We start from the raw sequence: 12,814 nt of genomic DNA on the forward strand, positions 1-12,814 counted from the left end.
GGGCCGGGTCGAGCCGAGAGAACCCCCTCCCCCTACCCCCCTCCCGCAAGGGGAGGGGGGACTCAAAAGAGGCGGTGCGTGAATATCGTAGCGCTTGCGAGAGGAAGACTCCCGTTTCGTCCGGTCAATGCCGCTGCCGGTCTCCAAGATGGTCCAAGGGACACTCTGAACAGGTCTCGCCCGCGAGTGGTCGGATCCTCCGGAAGGCGCGCCATGGCGGCTGAGGCGGCTTCGGCGCGGCTGGTCGAGCGCTTCGGCACGCCGGTGGCGCTGGCCGCGATCGTGCTGGGCTTCGCCGTGGCGCGGCCGGATGCCTTCGCCACCGCCGCCAACCTGCTCAACGTCACCCAGCAGATGGCGATCCTGGCGATCGCCGCCGCCGCCGCGACCTTCGTCATGGTGATCGGCGAGTTCGACCTGTCGGTCGGCTTCGTCGCCTCGCTGGCCGGCGTGCTGGTGGTCAAGCTGCTGGCCGCCGGCCTCGGGCCGGGCCCGGCGATCCTGCTGACGCTCCTGGCCTGCACCCTGGTCGGCGGGCTCAACGGTCTGGTGGTGCACGGCCTCAGGGCGCCGTCCTTCATCGCCACGCTGGCGCTCGGCACCATCGCCTCGGGCCTCGCCTACTGGCTGTCGGGCGGCGCCAGCCTGTTCCAGGGCATCCCGCCCGGCTTCACCGCGCTGGCCCGGGCCGCGGCCGGGCCGATGCCGGTGCTGACGCTGTGGATGCTGGCGGTGCTGCTCGCGGCCGGCGGCACCCTGGCCCTGACCGTGTTCGGCCGCCGGCTGATCGCGATCGGCAGCAACCGCGAGGCGGCGCGCCTGTCCGGGGTGCCGATCGGCCGGCCGGTGGTCGCGGTCTTCGCGATCGCCGCGGCCCTGTCCGGCCTGGCCGGGGTGCTGCTGGCGGCGCGGCTCGGCAGCGTCCAGCACACCATGGGCGAAAGCCTGCTGCTGCCGGCCTATGCCGCCGTCTTTCTCGGCATGACCGCCTTCCGCGGCGGCCGGCCGAACGTGCTCGGCACCGCGGTCGGCGTCGCCATCATCGCCGTGCTGGCGAACGGGCTGACCATCCTCAACGTCGATCCCTTCTTCCAGAAGATGGTGACCGGCGCGATCATCATCGGTGCGGTGATGTTGCGCCGCTTCGGCATGGCGGCGGCGCGATGAGCATCCTCCTGGTCTTCGACCTCGGCACCACGGCGCTGAAGCTGGTCGCCTTCGGCGAGGACGGCCGGCCGGCCCGGCAGGTCGAGGCCCGCCACCCGACCCGGGCGACGCCCGGCGGCGGGCAGGAGCAGGATCCGGAGGACTGGTGGACGGCCGCCGTCACCGCCTGCGCCACCCTGCCGGCGGCGCTGCGCGAGTCGGTGCGGGCGATCGCGCTGGTCGGCACCATGGAGAATCTGGTGCCGCTCGACGCCGAGGGGGTTCCGGTCCGGCCGGCCCTGCTGTACAGCGACGGCCGCAGCGGCGCCGTGTTCCCGGCGGTCCGCGACCGGCTGCTGGCGGCGGGGGCCCCGGCGGTGCTGGGCAACGCGCCCGGGCCGCTGAACACGATCGCCAAGTTCCGCTGGCTGCAGCAGGCGGAGCCGGAGGCGGCGCGGCGCGTCGCGACCCTGCTGCCGGGCGCCAAGGACTATCTGGCGCTGCGGCTGACCGGGCGGGTCGCCACCGATCCGGCCGCCGGCACCACCGTCGGGCTGATGGACATCGCCCGGCGCGACTGGTCGGCGCCGCTGGTCGAGGCCGTCGGCCTCGACCCCGCCCTGCTGCCGCCGATCCTGCCGGCCGATGCGGTGGTCGGGGAGCTGCTGCCCGTGGCCGCGCGGGCGCTCGGCCTCCCGATCGGGTGCCCGGTGGTGAACGGCTGCGGCGACGCCGCGGCCTCGACGGTCGGCGTGGCGGCCGACGGCCAGCTCCATGTCTATCTCGGCACCAGCGGCTGGGTCGCGCGCAGCCGGCCGCTCGACCCCGCAGCCCTGCCGCGCCCCTTCACCACCCTGGCGCATCCGCGCGCCGGCTGGGCGATCGAGATCGCGCCGCTCTTGACCGCCGGCGACGCCGCCGGCTGGTTCGGCCGGATCGCAGGCGCCGAGCTCGCGGTGCTGGATGCCGAGGCGGAGGCAGCCGATTCGGCGCCGCCGGAGACGCTGTTCCTGCCCTATCTGAAGGGCGAGCGCTCGCCCTTCGTCGACCTGGCGCTGCGCGGCGCCCTGCTCGACCTCGACATCACCCAGGGCCGCGGCGCCCTGCACTACGCGGTGCTGGAAGGGGTGGCGCTGGCGCTGCGCAACAATCTCGACGCCATGGCGGCGCTGCCGGGGCCGATCCGGCTGACCGGCGGCGGCGGCGCCAGCCGGATCTGGCCGCAGCTGATCGCCGACGCGACCGGGCGGGTGGTGGAATGCGCCGACCTGCCGACCGCGACCACGGCGATGGGCGGCTACCGCATCGCCGCGGCGGCGCTGGGCTGGCCGGTGCCGCCCGATGCGGTCGGCGCCGTGCACGCGCCGCGGCCGGACCGCACGGCGCGGGCCGTGCGGCGCCTCGACCGGTTCCGCCGGGCCACCGAGGAGGCCCGGCGCCGGGCCGCCGAAGGGGCGGAATAGAAAGGGCCGCCCCGAAGGGCGGCCCCGAACACGCGATTGGCTTCGCTTACAGGACGAAATCGCTCGCGGTGAAGCTGATCGAGCCATCGGCCAGGATCTGCAGGTCGATCACCTTGTCGCCGTTGACATCGCCCTGGATGACGGTGCCGTCGGCGGTCGTCTCGAAGCGCAGCTGACCGGCCACGCCGCTGAAGGCCGAGGTGCCGATGAAGGCGAAGGCCTGGTCCCCGGCGACGCCGGTGTTGGCGTCGATCCCCGACAGGTCGATCTTGTCGCCCTGGTCCTGGCCGAAATCGGCGATCACGTCGACGCCGGTGACGGTGTTGCTGTCGCTGGTCGCGGTGAAGACGAACTTGTCCGCCCCCGCATCACCGACCAGCGTGTCCTGGCCGCCGCCGCCGCGAAGGACATCGTCGCCGGCATAACCGCGCAGGATGTTGTGCCCGGCGGTGCCGGTGAGCGTATCGTTGAACTGCGACCCTGCGACCGCTTCGATATCGATCAGCAGGTCGCCCTGGGCGTGGCCGCCGAAGCCCTGGCCGGTGGTCAGGTTCACGGTCACGCCGGCATTGCTTTCATAGTAATAGGCCGTATCGAACCCGTTGCCGCCGTTCAGGGTGTCGGCCCCGGCGCCGCCGCGCAGGTCGTCGGTGCCGTCGCCGGCGCTGATCACGTCGTTGCCGCCGCCGCCGCGCAGGTCGTTGTAACCGCTGTTGCCGGTCAGGGTGTCGGCGAAGGACGAGCCGACCACCTTCTCGATGCTGGTCAGCGTGTCGCCCTGGGCGTCGCCGCCCGTGCCGGTGCCGGTGGCCAGGTTGACGGACACCGCGGCCGACGAGGTCTCGTAGCTCGCCGTGTCGATGCCGGTCCCGCCGTTCAGCACATCCGCCCCGGCGCCGCCGACGAGGATGTCGTTGGCCGCGCCGCCGCTGAGGACGTCGTTGCCGGCCAGGCCGGTCAGGATGTTCTCGCGGAAGTCGCCGGTGAGGGTGTCGTTGAAGGACGACCCGACGACGTTCTCGACATTGGTGATCGAGTCGCCGGAGGCCTCGCCGCCGGTGTTGACATTGGTCGCGAGGTTGACGGACACCGCGGCCGTGGAGTTCGAGTAGTAGGCGGTGTCGATGCCGGAGCCGCCGTCCAGGCTGTCCGCGCCGACGCCACCGATGAGGGTGTCGTTGCCGGCGCCTCCCACCAGGATATCGTTGCCGCGGTAGCCGTTCAGGATGTTGGCGCCGTCGCTGCCGGTCAGCCTGTCGTCGAACAGGCTGCCGGTCAGGTTCTCGATCGCGGTCAGCACGTCGCCGGAGGCATGGCCGCCGGTGTTGATGCCGGTGGCCAGGTTGACGGTGACCGCCGCGTTCGAGGTCGAGTAGTTCGCCGTGTCGGAGCCGGTGCCGCCGTCGATCGCGTCCTTCCCGGCGCCGCCGGTGATGGTGTCGTCGCCGGCCCCGCCGCTCAGCGCGTTGTCGGCGGTGCTGCCGATCAGGATGTCGTTGAAGCGCGACCCGACCACGTTCTCGATGTTGAGCAGCGTGTCGTTCTCGGCATCGCCGCCGGCGCCCGTCCCCGCCGCCAGGTCGACGGTCACCCGGGCGCCCGACTCATTGTAGTTCACGGTGTCGACGCCCGTGCCGCCATCCATCCGGTCGGCCCCGGCGCCGCCGATGAGGAGGTCGTTGCCGGCGCCGCCGTCGAGGGTGTCGTCCCCCGCGAGGCCGACCAGGGTGTTGCCCGTGTCGTTGCCGGTGATGGTGTCGGCGAAGGCCGAACCGACGACATTCTCGAAGCCGATGCTGACCAGGTCGCCGGTGGCGTCGCCGCCGTTGTTCAGGCTGATCAGGCCGAGCAGGCCGGGCGCCAGGCTGACCCGCACCGCCGCCGGCGAGGTCTCGTAGCTCAGCGTGTCGATGCCGTCGCCGCCGCTGATGACGTCGGCACCGCCCTTGCCCTCGATGACGTCGTTGCCGGCCCCGCCGCTCAGCACATCGATGATGTTGCCACCGGTCAGCACCTCATCATCGCTGTCTTCGAGATTGATGCCCAACAGCCCCAGCAGTTCCAGTGACAATGCCATCTTCGTTCTCCGCTTATCGCGTGTTCAGTATCGGCCCAGCGCTGTCGGCACACGGCGCCGCTATCGACCTAAGATCACAAAATTATCGTTTGCAAACAACTTAAAGGATCATGACGATGTCGGCGACTCTTCTTGATATAAAAAACTTAGATAACATTTATCATTATGATATTTCGGATGATCATCATTTTATTTCTATAAGAAGCAATTTTATTACGGACCTGATGAGAGTGGCTCCAAGTGGGCCAAAAAATGGATAAAAATTTCCAGATATGGAGTTGTTTCATTGTCGCCAGTGAATGCGGAACGCTCTGCAACTCAAAAATGGTCTTTGTCTTGAAACTAAATTCCAAATCAGGAGAGAGAAGTTTCTTTTGATTGCGATCTTCGCATGGGCGTCATGCGTCTGATGCATACAATAGTATGTAACTTGCCAGGCCGCCTCGCCCGGCCCGGCGGCCCGGCGGCCCGCAGGCCCGCATGTCCCCCCGGGCCCGCGGCCGCGATGATGCGGGGCGTCAGCCCAGCCGGGTCTCGACGGTGGTCTTCACCGAATTGGCCAGGAAGCATTGCTCATGGGCGGCGTGGTGCATGGCCTCCTCCGCGGCCCGGTCCGGCGCCGGTCCGGCATAGGTCACGCGGGGGTTCAGCACCACCCGGGTGACTGCGAGCCGCCCCTCGGCGTTCTTCTCCATCACCCCCTCCGCCGTGTCGCTGTAGCGATCGACGGCGAAGCGGCGCCTGGCCGCGATCGACAGGAAGGTCAGCATGTGGCAGCTCGCCAGGGCGGCGACATAGGCCTCCTCCGGATCGACCGCCTCCGGGGCCGAGAAGGGCAGGGGCACGATATGCGGCGAGGCCGAGGCCGGCACCTCGACGCCGCCGTCGAATCGCCAGAGATGCGCCCGGCTGTAGCGGCCGTCGGTGAAGGCGATGTCCGGCGGGCGCTGCCACAGCACCGTCGCCTGATAGTGGCTCATGGGGTCCCTCCCGGTTGCGGTTCGGCCGCCGTCTGCAGATGGATGGCCAGGGCGGCGACCGCAGCGGCGTCGTCGCCGGCCCGGCAGGCGGCGAGGATGGTCTCGTGCTGTGCCGCCATCGCGGCGCGGAAGGCGGAGCCCGGGGGCTGCAGCGCATAGGCGCGCCGCCCTTCCCGCCGCAGCGAATCGATCAGGCGCAGCATCCGGGCATTGCCGCAGGCGCCGTACAGGACGGCGTGGAAGGCGACGTCCAGTTCCTCGATCGCCGCCGGATCCTCTTCCTCGGCCAGGTCCTCGGCCAGCCGCGTGGCCCGGCGCAGGTCGCGCGGCTCCAGCCGGGGCAGCGACAGGCGCAGGGCCTCGCCTTCGACCAGGATGCGCAGGGCGGCCAGATCGCGGCCCTCCCCGGCCGACAGGCCGGCGACGGCCAGGCTGCGGTCGGACCGGCGCACCACCAGCCCTTCGGCCAGCAGCCGGTCCAGCGCCTGCCGCACCGGCTGGCGGCTGACCCCGAATCGCTCCGCCAGGCTCTCCTGGCGCAGCACCGTGTCCGGCGGCAGAAGGCGTGCCTCGATATCCAGCCGCAGCGCGTCGGCGATCGAATTTGGATCCATGGATCCAAACTACATCAGGATCGCTGTCGCATCAACCTTGCAGTGCCGGTTCGACCGCCGCCGGATGGCCGCTATGCTGCGGGTGTCGCCCTGCCGATCCTTGCCGGGATTCCCGGGTCCTGGCAGGGGTGTGGCGGAGCAACCGACCCGTGGACGGCATGAGCGGCTTCTGGACGACGTACTGGTCCGACATCGTGCTGGCGGCCAGCCTCGTGCTCGGCATCGCCGGCGCCATCCATGCGATCATGACCAAGGACGACGTGCGCGCCGCCACCGGCTGGGTCGGCGTGATCGTGCTGAACCCGATCCTCGGCGCCCTGATCTACCTCGTGCTCGGCGTCAACCGGGTGCGCCGCGCCGCGATCGCGCGCCGGCGACGCCGGTCGGGCGCCGGCATGGACGACCGGGAGACGGGCCCGGCGGTGGATGTGGCGGCGGCCTCGGCGCCGCAATTCACCTCGCTGCAGCGCCTCGGCGACCGGGTCTCGCCCTTCCCGGTGACCCCGGGCAACGACCTTCGGCTGCTGCAGGGCGGCGACGAGGCCTATCCGGCGATGCTGGAGGCGATCCGCGAGGCCCGGTCGTCGATCGCGCTGCAGAGCTACATCTTCGACAATGATGCGGTCGGGCGGGAGATCGCCGGGGCGCTGATCGAGGCCGGGCGGCGCGGCGTCGAGGTGCGGGTGCTGATCGATGCCATCGGCGCGCGCTATTCGCGCCCCCAGATCGTCGGCCTGCTGCGCGACGGCGGCGTCAGGACGGCCCGCTTCATGGGCAACGTCATCGGCCTGAAGCTGCCCTATGCCAATCTGCGCTGCCACCGCAAGCTGCTGGTGGTCGATGGCGAGACCGCCTTCACCGGCGGCATGAACATCCGGGCCCAGTTCTCCAGCGCCCATGCCGGCGGGCCGACGGCCCGCGACAGCCATGCCCGGATCTGCGGCCCGATGGTGCAGAGCCTGCTGGCCGCCTTCGTCCAGGACTGGCGCTTCACCACGGGCGAGCGGCTGCACGGCCGCGCCTGGCAGTCGCTGCCGCAGCCGCAGCCGGCGCCCTCGGTGCTGGCCCGGGCGATCCTGTCCGGCCCGGACGTCACCCTCGGCTCGAACCACAGCCTGGTGATGGGCGCGATCGCCGTGGCGCAGCGCTCGATCCGCATCTGCTCGCCCTATTTCCTGCCCGACCTGCCGCTGACCAGTGCGCTGGCCATCGCGGCGCAGCGCGGGGTCGAGGTCGACATCGTCATCCCCAGCCTGAACAATCTGGCGCTGGTCGACGCTGCCATGACGGCGCAGCTCGACCAGGTGCTGCGGCCGGGCTGCCGGGTGTGGCGGGCGACCGGGCCGTTCGACCATTCCAAGCTGATGGCGGTGGATGGCGCCTGGGCGCTGATCGGCTCCTCCAATCTCGATTCGCGCAGCCTGCGGCTCAATTTCGAGCTGGATGTCGAGATCTACGACCGCGGCGTGGCCGGCGCGGTCGACGCCGCCATCCGCCAGCGCATCGCCTCGGCCCGGCCGGAGACGCTGGCGACGCTGCGGGCCCGGCCGTTCCTGACCCGGCTGCGCAACCGGACGGTGTGGCTGGCCTCGCCTTACCTCTGATCCGTCATGCCGAATCCGGCGCTTCGCCCCGACGACCGCGAATGCTTCGCATGGCTTCGGCCGTGCTAGGACTGCGCTCATGGTGAACGGTTTTTCCAGAGCGGCCGCGCCCGGGCGCATGCCGTGGCGTGCCTATGTCCTGATCGGCCTCGGGCTGGTGGCGGCGACGGCGGCGATCCTGCTGGCCATGGGCCGGGTGCCGATCTGCGCCTGCGGCACGGTCAAGCTGTGGGCGCCGGACGTGATGAGCGCCGACAACTCGCAGCACATCGCCGACTGGTACACGCCCTCGCACGTCATCCACGGCTTCCTGTTCTTCGGGCTGACCTGGCTCGTGGCCCGGCGGCTGCCGCTCGGCGCCCGGGCCCTCCTGGCCATCGCCATCGAGGCGGCCTGGGAGATCGCCGAAAACAGCCCGATGATCATCGACCGATATCGCGAGGCGACGATCGCGCTCGGCTACACCGGCGACAGCGTGATCAACTCGGTCTCCGACATCGGCTTCATGCTGCTGGGCTTCTTCTTCGCGGCGCGGGCCCCGGTGTGGCTGACCGTGGCGCTGGCGGTGGCCTTCGAGCTGCTGACCGGCTGGCTGATCCGCGACAACCTGACCCTGAACGTGCTGATGCTGCTGCACCCGGTCGATTCGATCCGGGCGTGGCAGTCCGGCGGCTGATTCGAGACGACCGATGCTGAGACGCTTCTTCGCCTATTACCGGCCGCATCGCAGGCTGTTCCTGCTCGATTTCTGCTGCGCCATCGTGTCCGGCCTGCTCGAGCTCGGCTTCCCGATCGCGGTCAAGGTCTTCGTCGACAGCCTGATGCCGAGCGGCGACTGGCCGCTGATCCTGCTCGCCGCCGCCGGGCTGCTCGCCATCTACGTCTCCAACACCGGCCTGATGGCGGTGGTGACCTATTGGGGCCACATGCTCGGCATCAACATCGAGACCGAGATGCGGCGCAAGGCCTTCGACCATCTGCAGAAGCTGTCCTTCTCCTTCTTCGACAACCAGAAGACCGGCCATCTGGTCGGCCGCCTGACCAAGGACCTGGAGGAGATCGGCGAGGTCGCGCATCACGGGCCGGAGGATCTGTTCATCGCGGTGATGACCTTCATCGGCGCCTTCGCGCTGATGCTGACGGTGCATGTCGAGCTGGCGCTGATCACCGCGGCGATCGTGCCGCTGACCGCCTGGCTGACCAGCCGCTACGGCGGCCGCATGACCCGCAACTGGCAGGCCCTCTACGGCCGGGTCGGCAACTTCAACGTCCGGATCGAGGAGAATGTCGGCGGCATCCGCGTGGTCCAGGCCTTCGCCAATGAGGAGCATGAGCGCCGGCTGTTCGCGGACGACAACCAGAACTACCGCCGCACCAAGCTCGACGCCTACCGGATCATGGCGGCCAGCACCTCGCTCAGCTATCTCAGCATGCGGCTGATCCAGATGGTGGTGATGATCGCCGGCGCCTATTTCGTGCTGACCGGGCGGCTCAGCGAGGGCGGCTTCGTCGGCTTCCTGCTGCTGGTCAACGTGTTCTTCCGCCCGATCGACAAGATCAACTCGGTGATCGAGACCTACCCCAAGGGCATCGCCGGCTTCCGCCGCTACACCGAGCTCCTGGACACCGAGCCGGACATCGTCGACCGGGCAGGCGCGGTCGAGGTGACGGCGCTCAAGGGCGACATCCGGTACGAGGGCGTCAGCTTCGGCTATGGCGACGGCACCCCGGTGCTGCGCGGCATCGACCTCGCCGTCCGGGCCGGCGAGACCGTAGCCTTCGTCGGCCCCTCGGGCGCCGGCAAGACCACGATCTGCTCGCTGCTGCCGCGCTTCTACGAGGTCCAGGGCGGCCGCATCACGGTCGACGGCATCGATATCCGCGACATGACCATGACCTCGCTGCGCCGCCAGATCGGCGTGGTGCAGCAGGACGTGTTCCTGTTCGCCGGCTCGATCCGCGAGAACATCGCCTATGGCCGGCTGGGCGCGACCGAGGCCGAGATCATGGAGGCGGCGCGGCGGGCCCGGCTCGACGGCGTGATCGCCGGCCTGCCGGACGGGCTGGACACGGTGATCGGTGAGCGCGGGGTGAAGCTGTCGGGCGGGCAGAAGCAGCGCCTGGCCATCGCCCGCATGTTCCTGAAGAACCCGCCGATCCTGATCCTGGACGAGGCGACCTCGGCGCTCGACACGGAGACGGAGCAGGCGATCCAGCAGTCGCTGGCCGAGCTGTCGCAGGGCCGCACCACCCTGGTGATCGCCCATCGCCTGGCCACCATCCAGCACGCCGACCGGATCGTGGTGGTCGACGCCAACGGCATCGCCGAGCAGGGCCGCCACCGCGACCTGGTCGCCGCCGGCGGCCTCTACCGCCGGCTGCATGACGCGCAATACGGGATGCGGTGAGCGGCCTTAGCGCTCTGCCCAGCCCTTCACCGCCAGCATCGCATCGGCAAACGCCTCCGGCGCTTCCTGCGGCAGGTTGTGGCCGATGCCCGGCGTCACCACGCGGTGCTCGTGCCGGCCGGTGAAGCGGCCGGCGTGATGGGCGGTGCCGCCAGGCGGCATCACCCCGTCGGCGTCGCCGTCCAGCGTGATCGCCGGCACCGCGATCGGCGGCTGCGCCGCCAGCCGGCGCTCCACCTCCGCCACCGCCGGGTCGCCCTCGGCCAGGGCGAAGCGGTGGCGGTAGGAGTGGATCACGACATCGACGAAATCGGGGTTGTCGAAGGACGCGGCACTGCGCTCATAAGTGGCGTCGTCGAAGCGCCACTCCGGCGACCACAGCCGCCACAGCAGGCGGCACAGCTCGCGCCGGTTGCGCTCCAGCCCCCGCCGGCCGCGCTCGCCGTGGAAGTAGTACTGGTACCAGTAGCGGAACTCGGCCTCGGGCGAGGCCGGCTCGCCCGATCGGGCGATGTCCTGGATGTTGTAGCCGTTGACCGAGACCAAGCCACGCGCCCGGTCCGGCCACAGCGCCGCGACGATGCAGGCGGCGCGGCCGCCCCAGTCGTAGCCGCCCAGCACCGCCGATTCGATCTTCAGCGCATCCAGCAGTGCCAGCAGGTCGTGCCCCAGCGCCGCCTGCTCGCCCGACCGCGGCGTTTCCGCCGACAGGAACCGGGTCGGGCCGTAGCCGCGCAGCCACGGCACGATCACCCGGGCGCCTCGGGCGGCCAGAAGCGGCGCCACCTCGTCATAGCTGTGGATGTCGTAGGGAAAGCCGTGCAGCAGCACCGCCGGCCAGCCGGACGGATCGCCGGTCTCCTCATAGGCGACGCTCAGCACCCCGGCCTCGATCCGCTTCAGCATGGTCGCGACTCCTGCATTCGGATCCGGGTATTGGAGCATATCCGGCGGCAGGACTCATGCGGATCCCCTCCGCCGCCGGCCGGACGGTGCCGGCCGCGGCGGATTTCGTGCCGTGACGGCGGGCCCGCCGTCAGTGCGGCGGGTGGATCGACAGGATGTAGAGCGCGTGGATGATGCCGGGAATCCAGCCCAGGATGGTCAGGATGATGTTCAGCCGCAGCTCGTCGCCGGCGCCGATGTCGAGATAGACGGCCAGCGGCGGGCAGAGGAAGGCGAGGATGTACAGGAACGTGGCCAACAATCTGTCCGGGTGGTGGATCCTGCCCTTCCCTAGCGTTGCCGGGCGGCGCGGACAATCTCGGGGGCGTAACGATTTGTTGCTGCCTGTTTCATCGGGCGGCCGGACGGCGGCATTCCGGCACGCCGCTTGCTTTGCAACGGCGATGCCGGGGCGTCGCCCGGCCCGCGGGATGCGATAGGCTGATTCCGGCCCGGTCCGCCCGCGGCTTCGACCCGATTCGATGGAGCCTTCCCTTGCCCCTGCCCGAACTGAAGCGCATCGCGGGGACGGCGATGCTGGCGCTGCTCGCAGCCGGTCCCGCCGCCCAGGCCCAGACGCCCGCCGCGCCGCGGCCGGTCAAGGTCCTGATCATCTCGATGTTCGGTCCCGAGGCGAAGCCCTGGGTCGAACAGCTGCATCTCGACCAGGAGATCGCGGTGCCCGGCCTCTCGCCCGACTACCCCGCCGTGCATTGCAACGCCGACGGGGTGTGCCAGATGACCACCGGCATGGGCCATGCCAATGCCGCCGCCTCGACCATGGCGCTGCTGTGGAGCCGGCAGTTCGACCTGACCCGCGCCTATGTGCTGATCGCCGGCATCGCCGGGATCGACCCGGCCAAGGGCACGCTCGGCACCGCCGCCTGGGCCCGCTACTTGGTGGATTTCGGCATCCAGCACGAGATCGATGCCCGCGAGATGCCGCCGGGCTGGGGCAGCGGCTATCTCGGCATCGGGGCGAAGGATCCCGCCGGGACGCCGCCGCTCAACTACCGGACCGAGGTGTTCCAGCTGAACGAGGACCTGCTGCAGGCGGCGCTGGCCCTGACCAGGGATGCGAAGCTGGCGGATGGCGAGGCCGCGGCGGCCTATCGTGCGCACTATCCGGAGGCGCCGGCCAACCAGCCGCCCAAGGTCGTGCAGTGCGACACGCTGGCCGGCGACACCTACTGGCACGGGGCCCTGATCGGCAAGCGGGCCGAGGACTGGGTGGCTCTCCTGACCGACGGCAAGGGCGACTACTGCACGACGCAGCAGGAGGACAACGCCACCTTCGAGGCGCTGCGGCGGGGCGAGGAGGCCGGGCTGGTCGATACCGGGCGGGTCGCGGTGCTGCGCACCGCCTCCAACTTCGACCGGCCGCATCCCGGCCAGACCACGGTGGAGTCGCTGCAGGCCAGGTCCGGCGGCTTCCCGGTCGCGATCGCCAACCTCGCCGCCGCCGGCGCTCCCTTCGTCCAGGCCGTGGTCGAGGACTGGGCGGCGTGGCAGGCCGGGGTTCCGGCGGCCGTGCAGCTGTCACGCCCATAAGGACCGTTGCCACCGGCCCCGCGGCG

Annotated in this window: 11 protein-coding genes; 6 read left to right on the plus strand and 5 right to left on the minus strand. The window is 70.3% G+C overall.

Annotated elements, in window-relative coordinates; all coding sequences use genetic code 11:
* Positions 1–213: 213 nt before the first annotated feature.
* Positions 214–1,167 (plus strand): ABC transporter permease, encoded by a 954-nt coding sequence (locus ACFW16_RS31895; protein ID WP_380312950.1) that lies wholly within the window; start codon positions 214–216, stop codon positions 1,165–1,167.
* A complete protein-coding gene (locus ACFW16_RS31900; RefSeq protein ID WP_380312952.1) occupies positions 1,164–2,609 on the plus strand; it encodes an FGGY-family carbohydrate kinase in 1,446 nt (481 codons plus the stop codon). Before ACFW16_RS31895 ends, ACFW16_RS31900 begins: the two co-directional genes overlap by 4 nt.
* A gap of 46 nt (positions 2,610–2,655) precedes the next feature.
* Here the strand turns inward: ACFW16_RS31900 and ACFW16_RS31905 are convergent, their stop codons facing one another.
* From ACFW16_RS31905 to ACFW16_RS31915, 3 genes are all read right to left on the minus strand, one after another.
* Positions 2,656–4,686: a beta strand repeat-containing protein gene (locus ACFW16_RS31905; protein WP_380312954.1), complete on the minus strand. Its 2,031-nt coding sequence runs from the start codon at positions 4,684–4,686 to the stop codon at positions 2,656–2,658.
* A gap of 518 nt (positions 4,687–5,204) precedes the next feature.
* Positions 5,205–5,666, minus strand: a complete 462-nt coding sequence (locus ACFW16_RS31910) for an OsmC family protein (RefSeq protein ID WP_380312956.1) — start codon at positions 5,664–5,666, stop codon at positions 5,205–5,207.
* The gene (locus ACFW16_RS31915; RefSeq protein ID WP_380312958.1) at positions 5,663–6,280 is read right to left on the minus strand and encodes a GntR family transcriptional regulator; all 618 of its coding nucleotides are present in this window, start codon (positions 6,278–6,280) and stop codon (positions 5,663–5,665) included. The genes ACFW16_RS31910 and ACFW16_RS31915 overlap by 4 nt, the downstream gene beginning before the upstream one ends.
* Positions 6,281–6,438: 158 nt before the next feature.
* On the opposite strand from ACFW16_RS31915, the gene ACFW16_RS31920 reads away from it, so the two are divergent.
* The 3 genes from ACFW16_RS31920 (at position 6,439) to ACFW16_RS31930 (ending at position 10,292) form a co-directional block, all read left to right on the plus strand.
* Complete coding sequence (locus ACFW16_RS31920) at positions 6,439–7,884, plus strand: phospholipase D-like domain-containing protein (protein WP_380313015.1); 1,446 nt, start codon at positions 6,439–6,441, stop codon at positions 7,882–7,884.
* Between the two features lie 118 nt (positions 7,885–8,002).
* Complete coding sequence (locus tag ACFW16_RS31925) at positions 8,003–8,560, plus strand: DUF2585 domain-containing protein (RefSeq protein WP_380312960.1); 558 nt, start codon at positions 8,003–8,005, stop codon at positions 8,558–8,560.
* A gap of 13 nt (positions 8,561–8,573) precedes the next feature.
* The gene (locus ACFW16_RS31930; RefSeq protein WP_380312962.1) at positions 8,574–10,292 is read left to right on the plus strand and encodes an ABC transporter ATP-binding protein; all 1,719 of its coding nucleotides are present in this window, start codon (positions 8,574–8,576) and stop codon (positions 10,290–10,292) included.
* Positions 10,293–10,298: 6 nt separating this feature from the next.
* On the opposite strand, the gene ACFW16_RS31935 is transcribed toward ACFW16_RS31930, so the two are convergent.
* Together ACFW16_RS31935 and ACFW16_RS31940 are read right to left on the minus strand one after the other, a co-directional pair.
* A complete protein-coding gene (locus ACFW16_RS31935) occupies positions 10,299–11,198 on the minus strand; it encodes an alpha/beta fold hydrolase (protein ID WP_380312964.1) in 900 nt (299 codons plus the stop codon).
* 130 nt (positions 11,199–11,328) lie between these two features.
* A complete protein-coding gene (locus ACFW16_RS31940) occupies positions 11,329–11,496 on the minus strand; it encodes a YqaE/Pmp3 family membrane protein (RefSeq protein WP_225773526.1) in 168 nt (55 codons plus the stop codon).
* Positions 11,497–11,732: 236 nt separating this feature from the next.
* Here ACFW16_RS31940 and ACFW16_RS31945 point away from each other — a divergent pair, with 236 nt between their 5' ends.
* The gene (locus ACFW16_RS31945) at positions 11,733–12,788 is read left to right on the plus strand and encodes a purine-nucleoside phosphorylase (protein ID WP_380312967.1); all 1,056 of its coding nucleotides are present in this window, start codon (positions 11,733–11,735) and stop codon (positions 12,786–12,788) included.
* Positions 12,789–12,814: the final 26 nt, after the last annotated feature.

This window comes from Inquilinus sp. NPDC058860 (assembly GCF_042743185.1).
In the GTDB taxonomy this organism is placed as follows: Bacteria; Pseudomonadota; Alphaproteobacteria; order DSM-16000; family Inquilinaceae; genus Inquilinus.

Bases quoted from the DNA above. Each gene is read 5' to 3' on its own strand.
- ACFW16_RS31910 (WP_380312956.1), bottom strand. From the start codon at position 5,666: ATGAGCCACTATCAGGCGACGGTGCTGTGGCAGCGCCCGCCGGACATC.
- ACFW16_RS31905 (WP_380312954.1), bottom strand. From the start codon at position 4,686: ATGGCATTGTCACTGGAACTGCTGGGGCTGTTGGGCATCAATCTCGAA.
- ACFW16_RS31930 (WP_380312962.1), top strand. From the start codon at position 8,574: ATGCTGAGACGCTTCTTCGCCTATTACCGGCCGCATCGCAGGCTGTTC.
- ACFW16_RS31925 (WP_380312960.1), top strand. From the start codon at position 8,003: ATGCCGTGGCGTGCCTATGTCCTGATCGGCCTCGGGCTGGTGGCGGCG.
- ACFW16_RS31935 (WP_380312964.1), bottom strand. From the start codon at position 11,198: ATGCTGAAGCGGATCGAGGCCGGGGTGCTGAGCGTCGCCTATGAGGAG.
- ACFW16_RS31915 (WP_380312958.1), bottom strand. From the start codon at position 6,280: ATGGATCCAAATTCGATCGCCGACGCGCTGCGGCTGGATATCGAGGCA.
- ACFW16_RS31900 (WP_380312952.1), top strand. From the start codon at position 1,164: ATGAGCATCCTCCTGGTCTTCGACCTCGGCACCACGGCGCTGAAGCTG.
- ACFW16_RS31920 (WP_380313015.1), top strand. From the start codon at position 6,439: ATGAGCGGCTTCTGGACGACGTACTGGTCCGACATCGTGCTGGCGGCC.
- ACFW16_RS31895 (WP_380312950.1), top strand. From the start codon at position 214: ATGGCGGCTGAGGCGGCTTCGGCGCGGCTGGTCGAGCGCTTCGGCACG.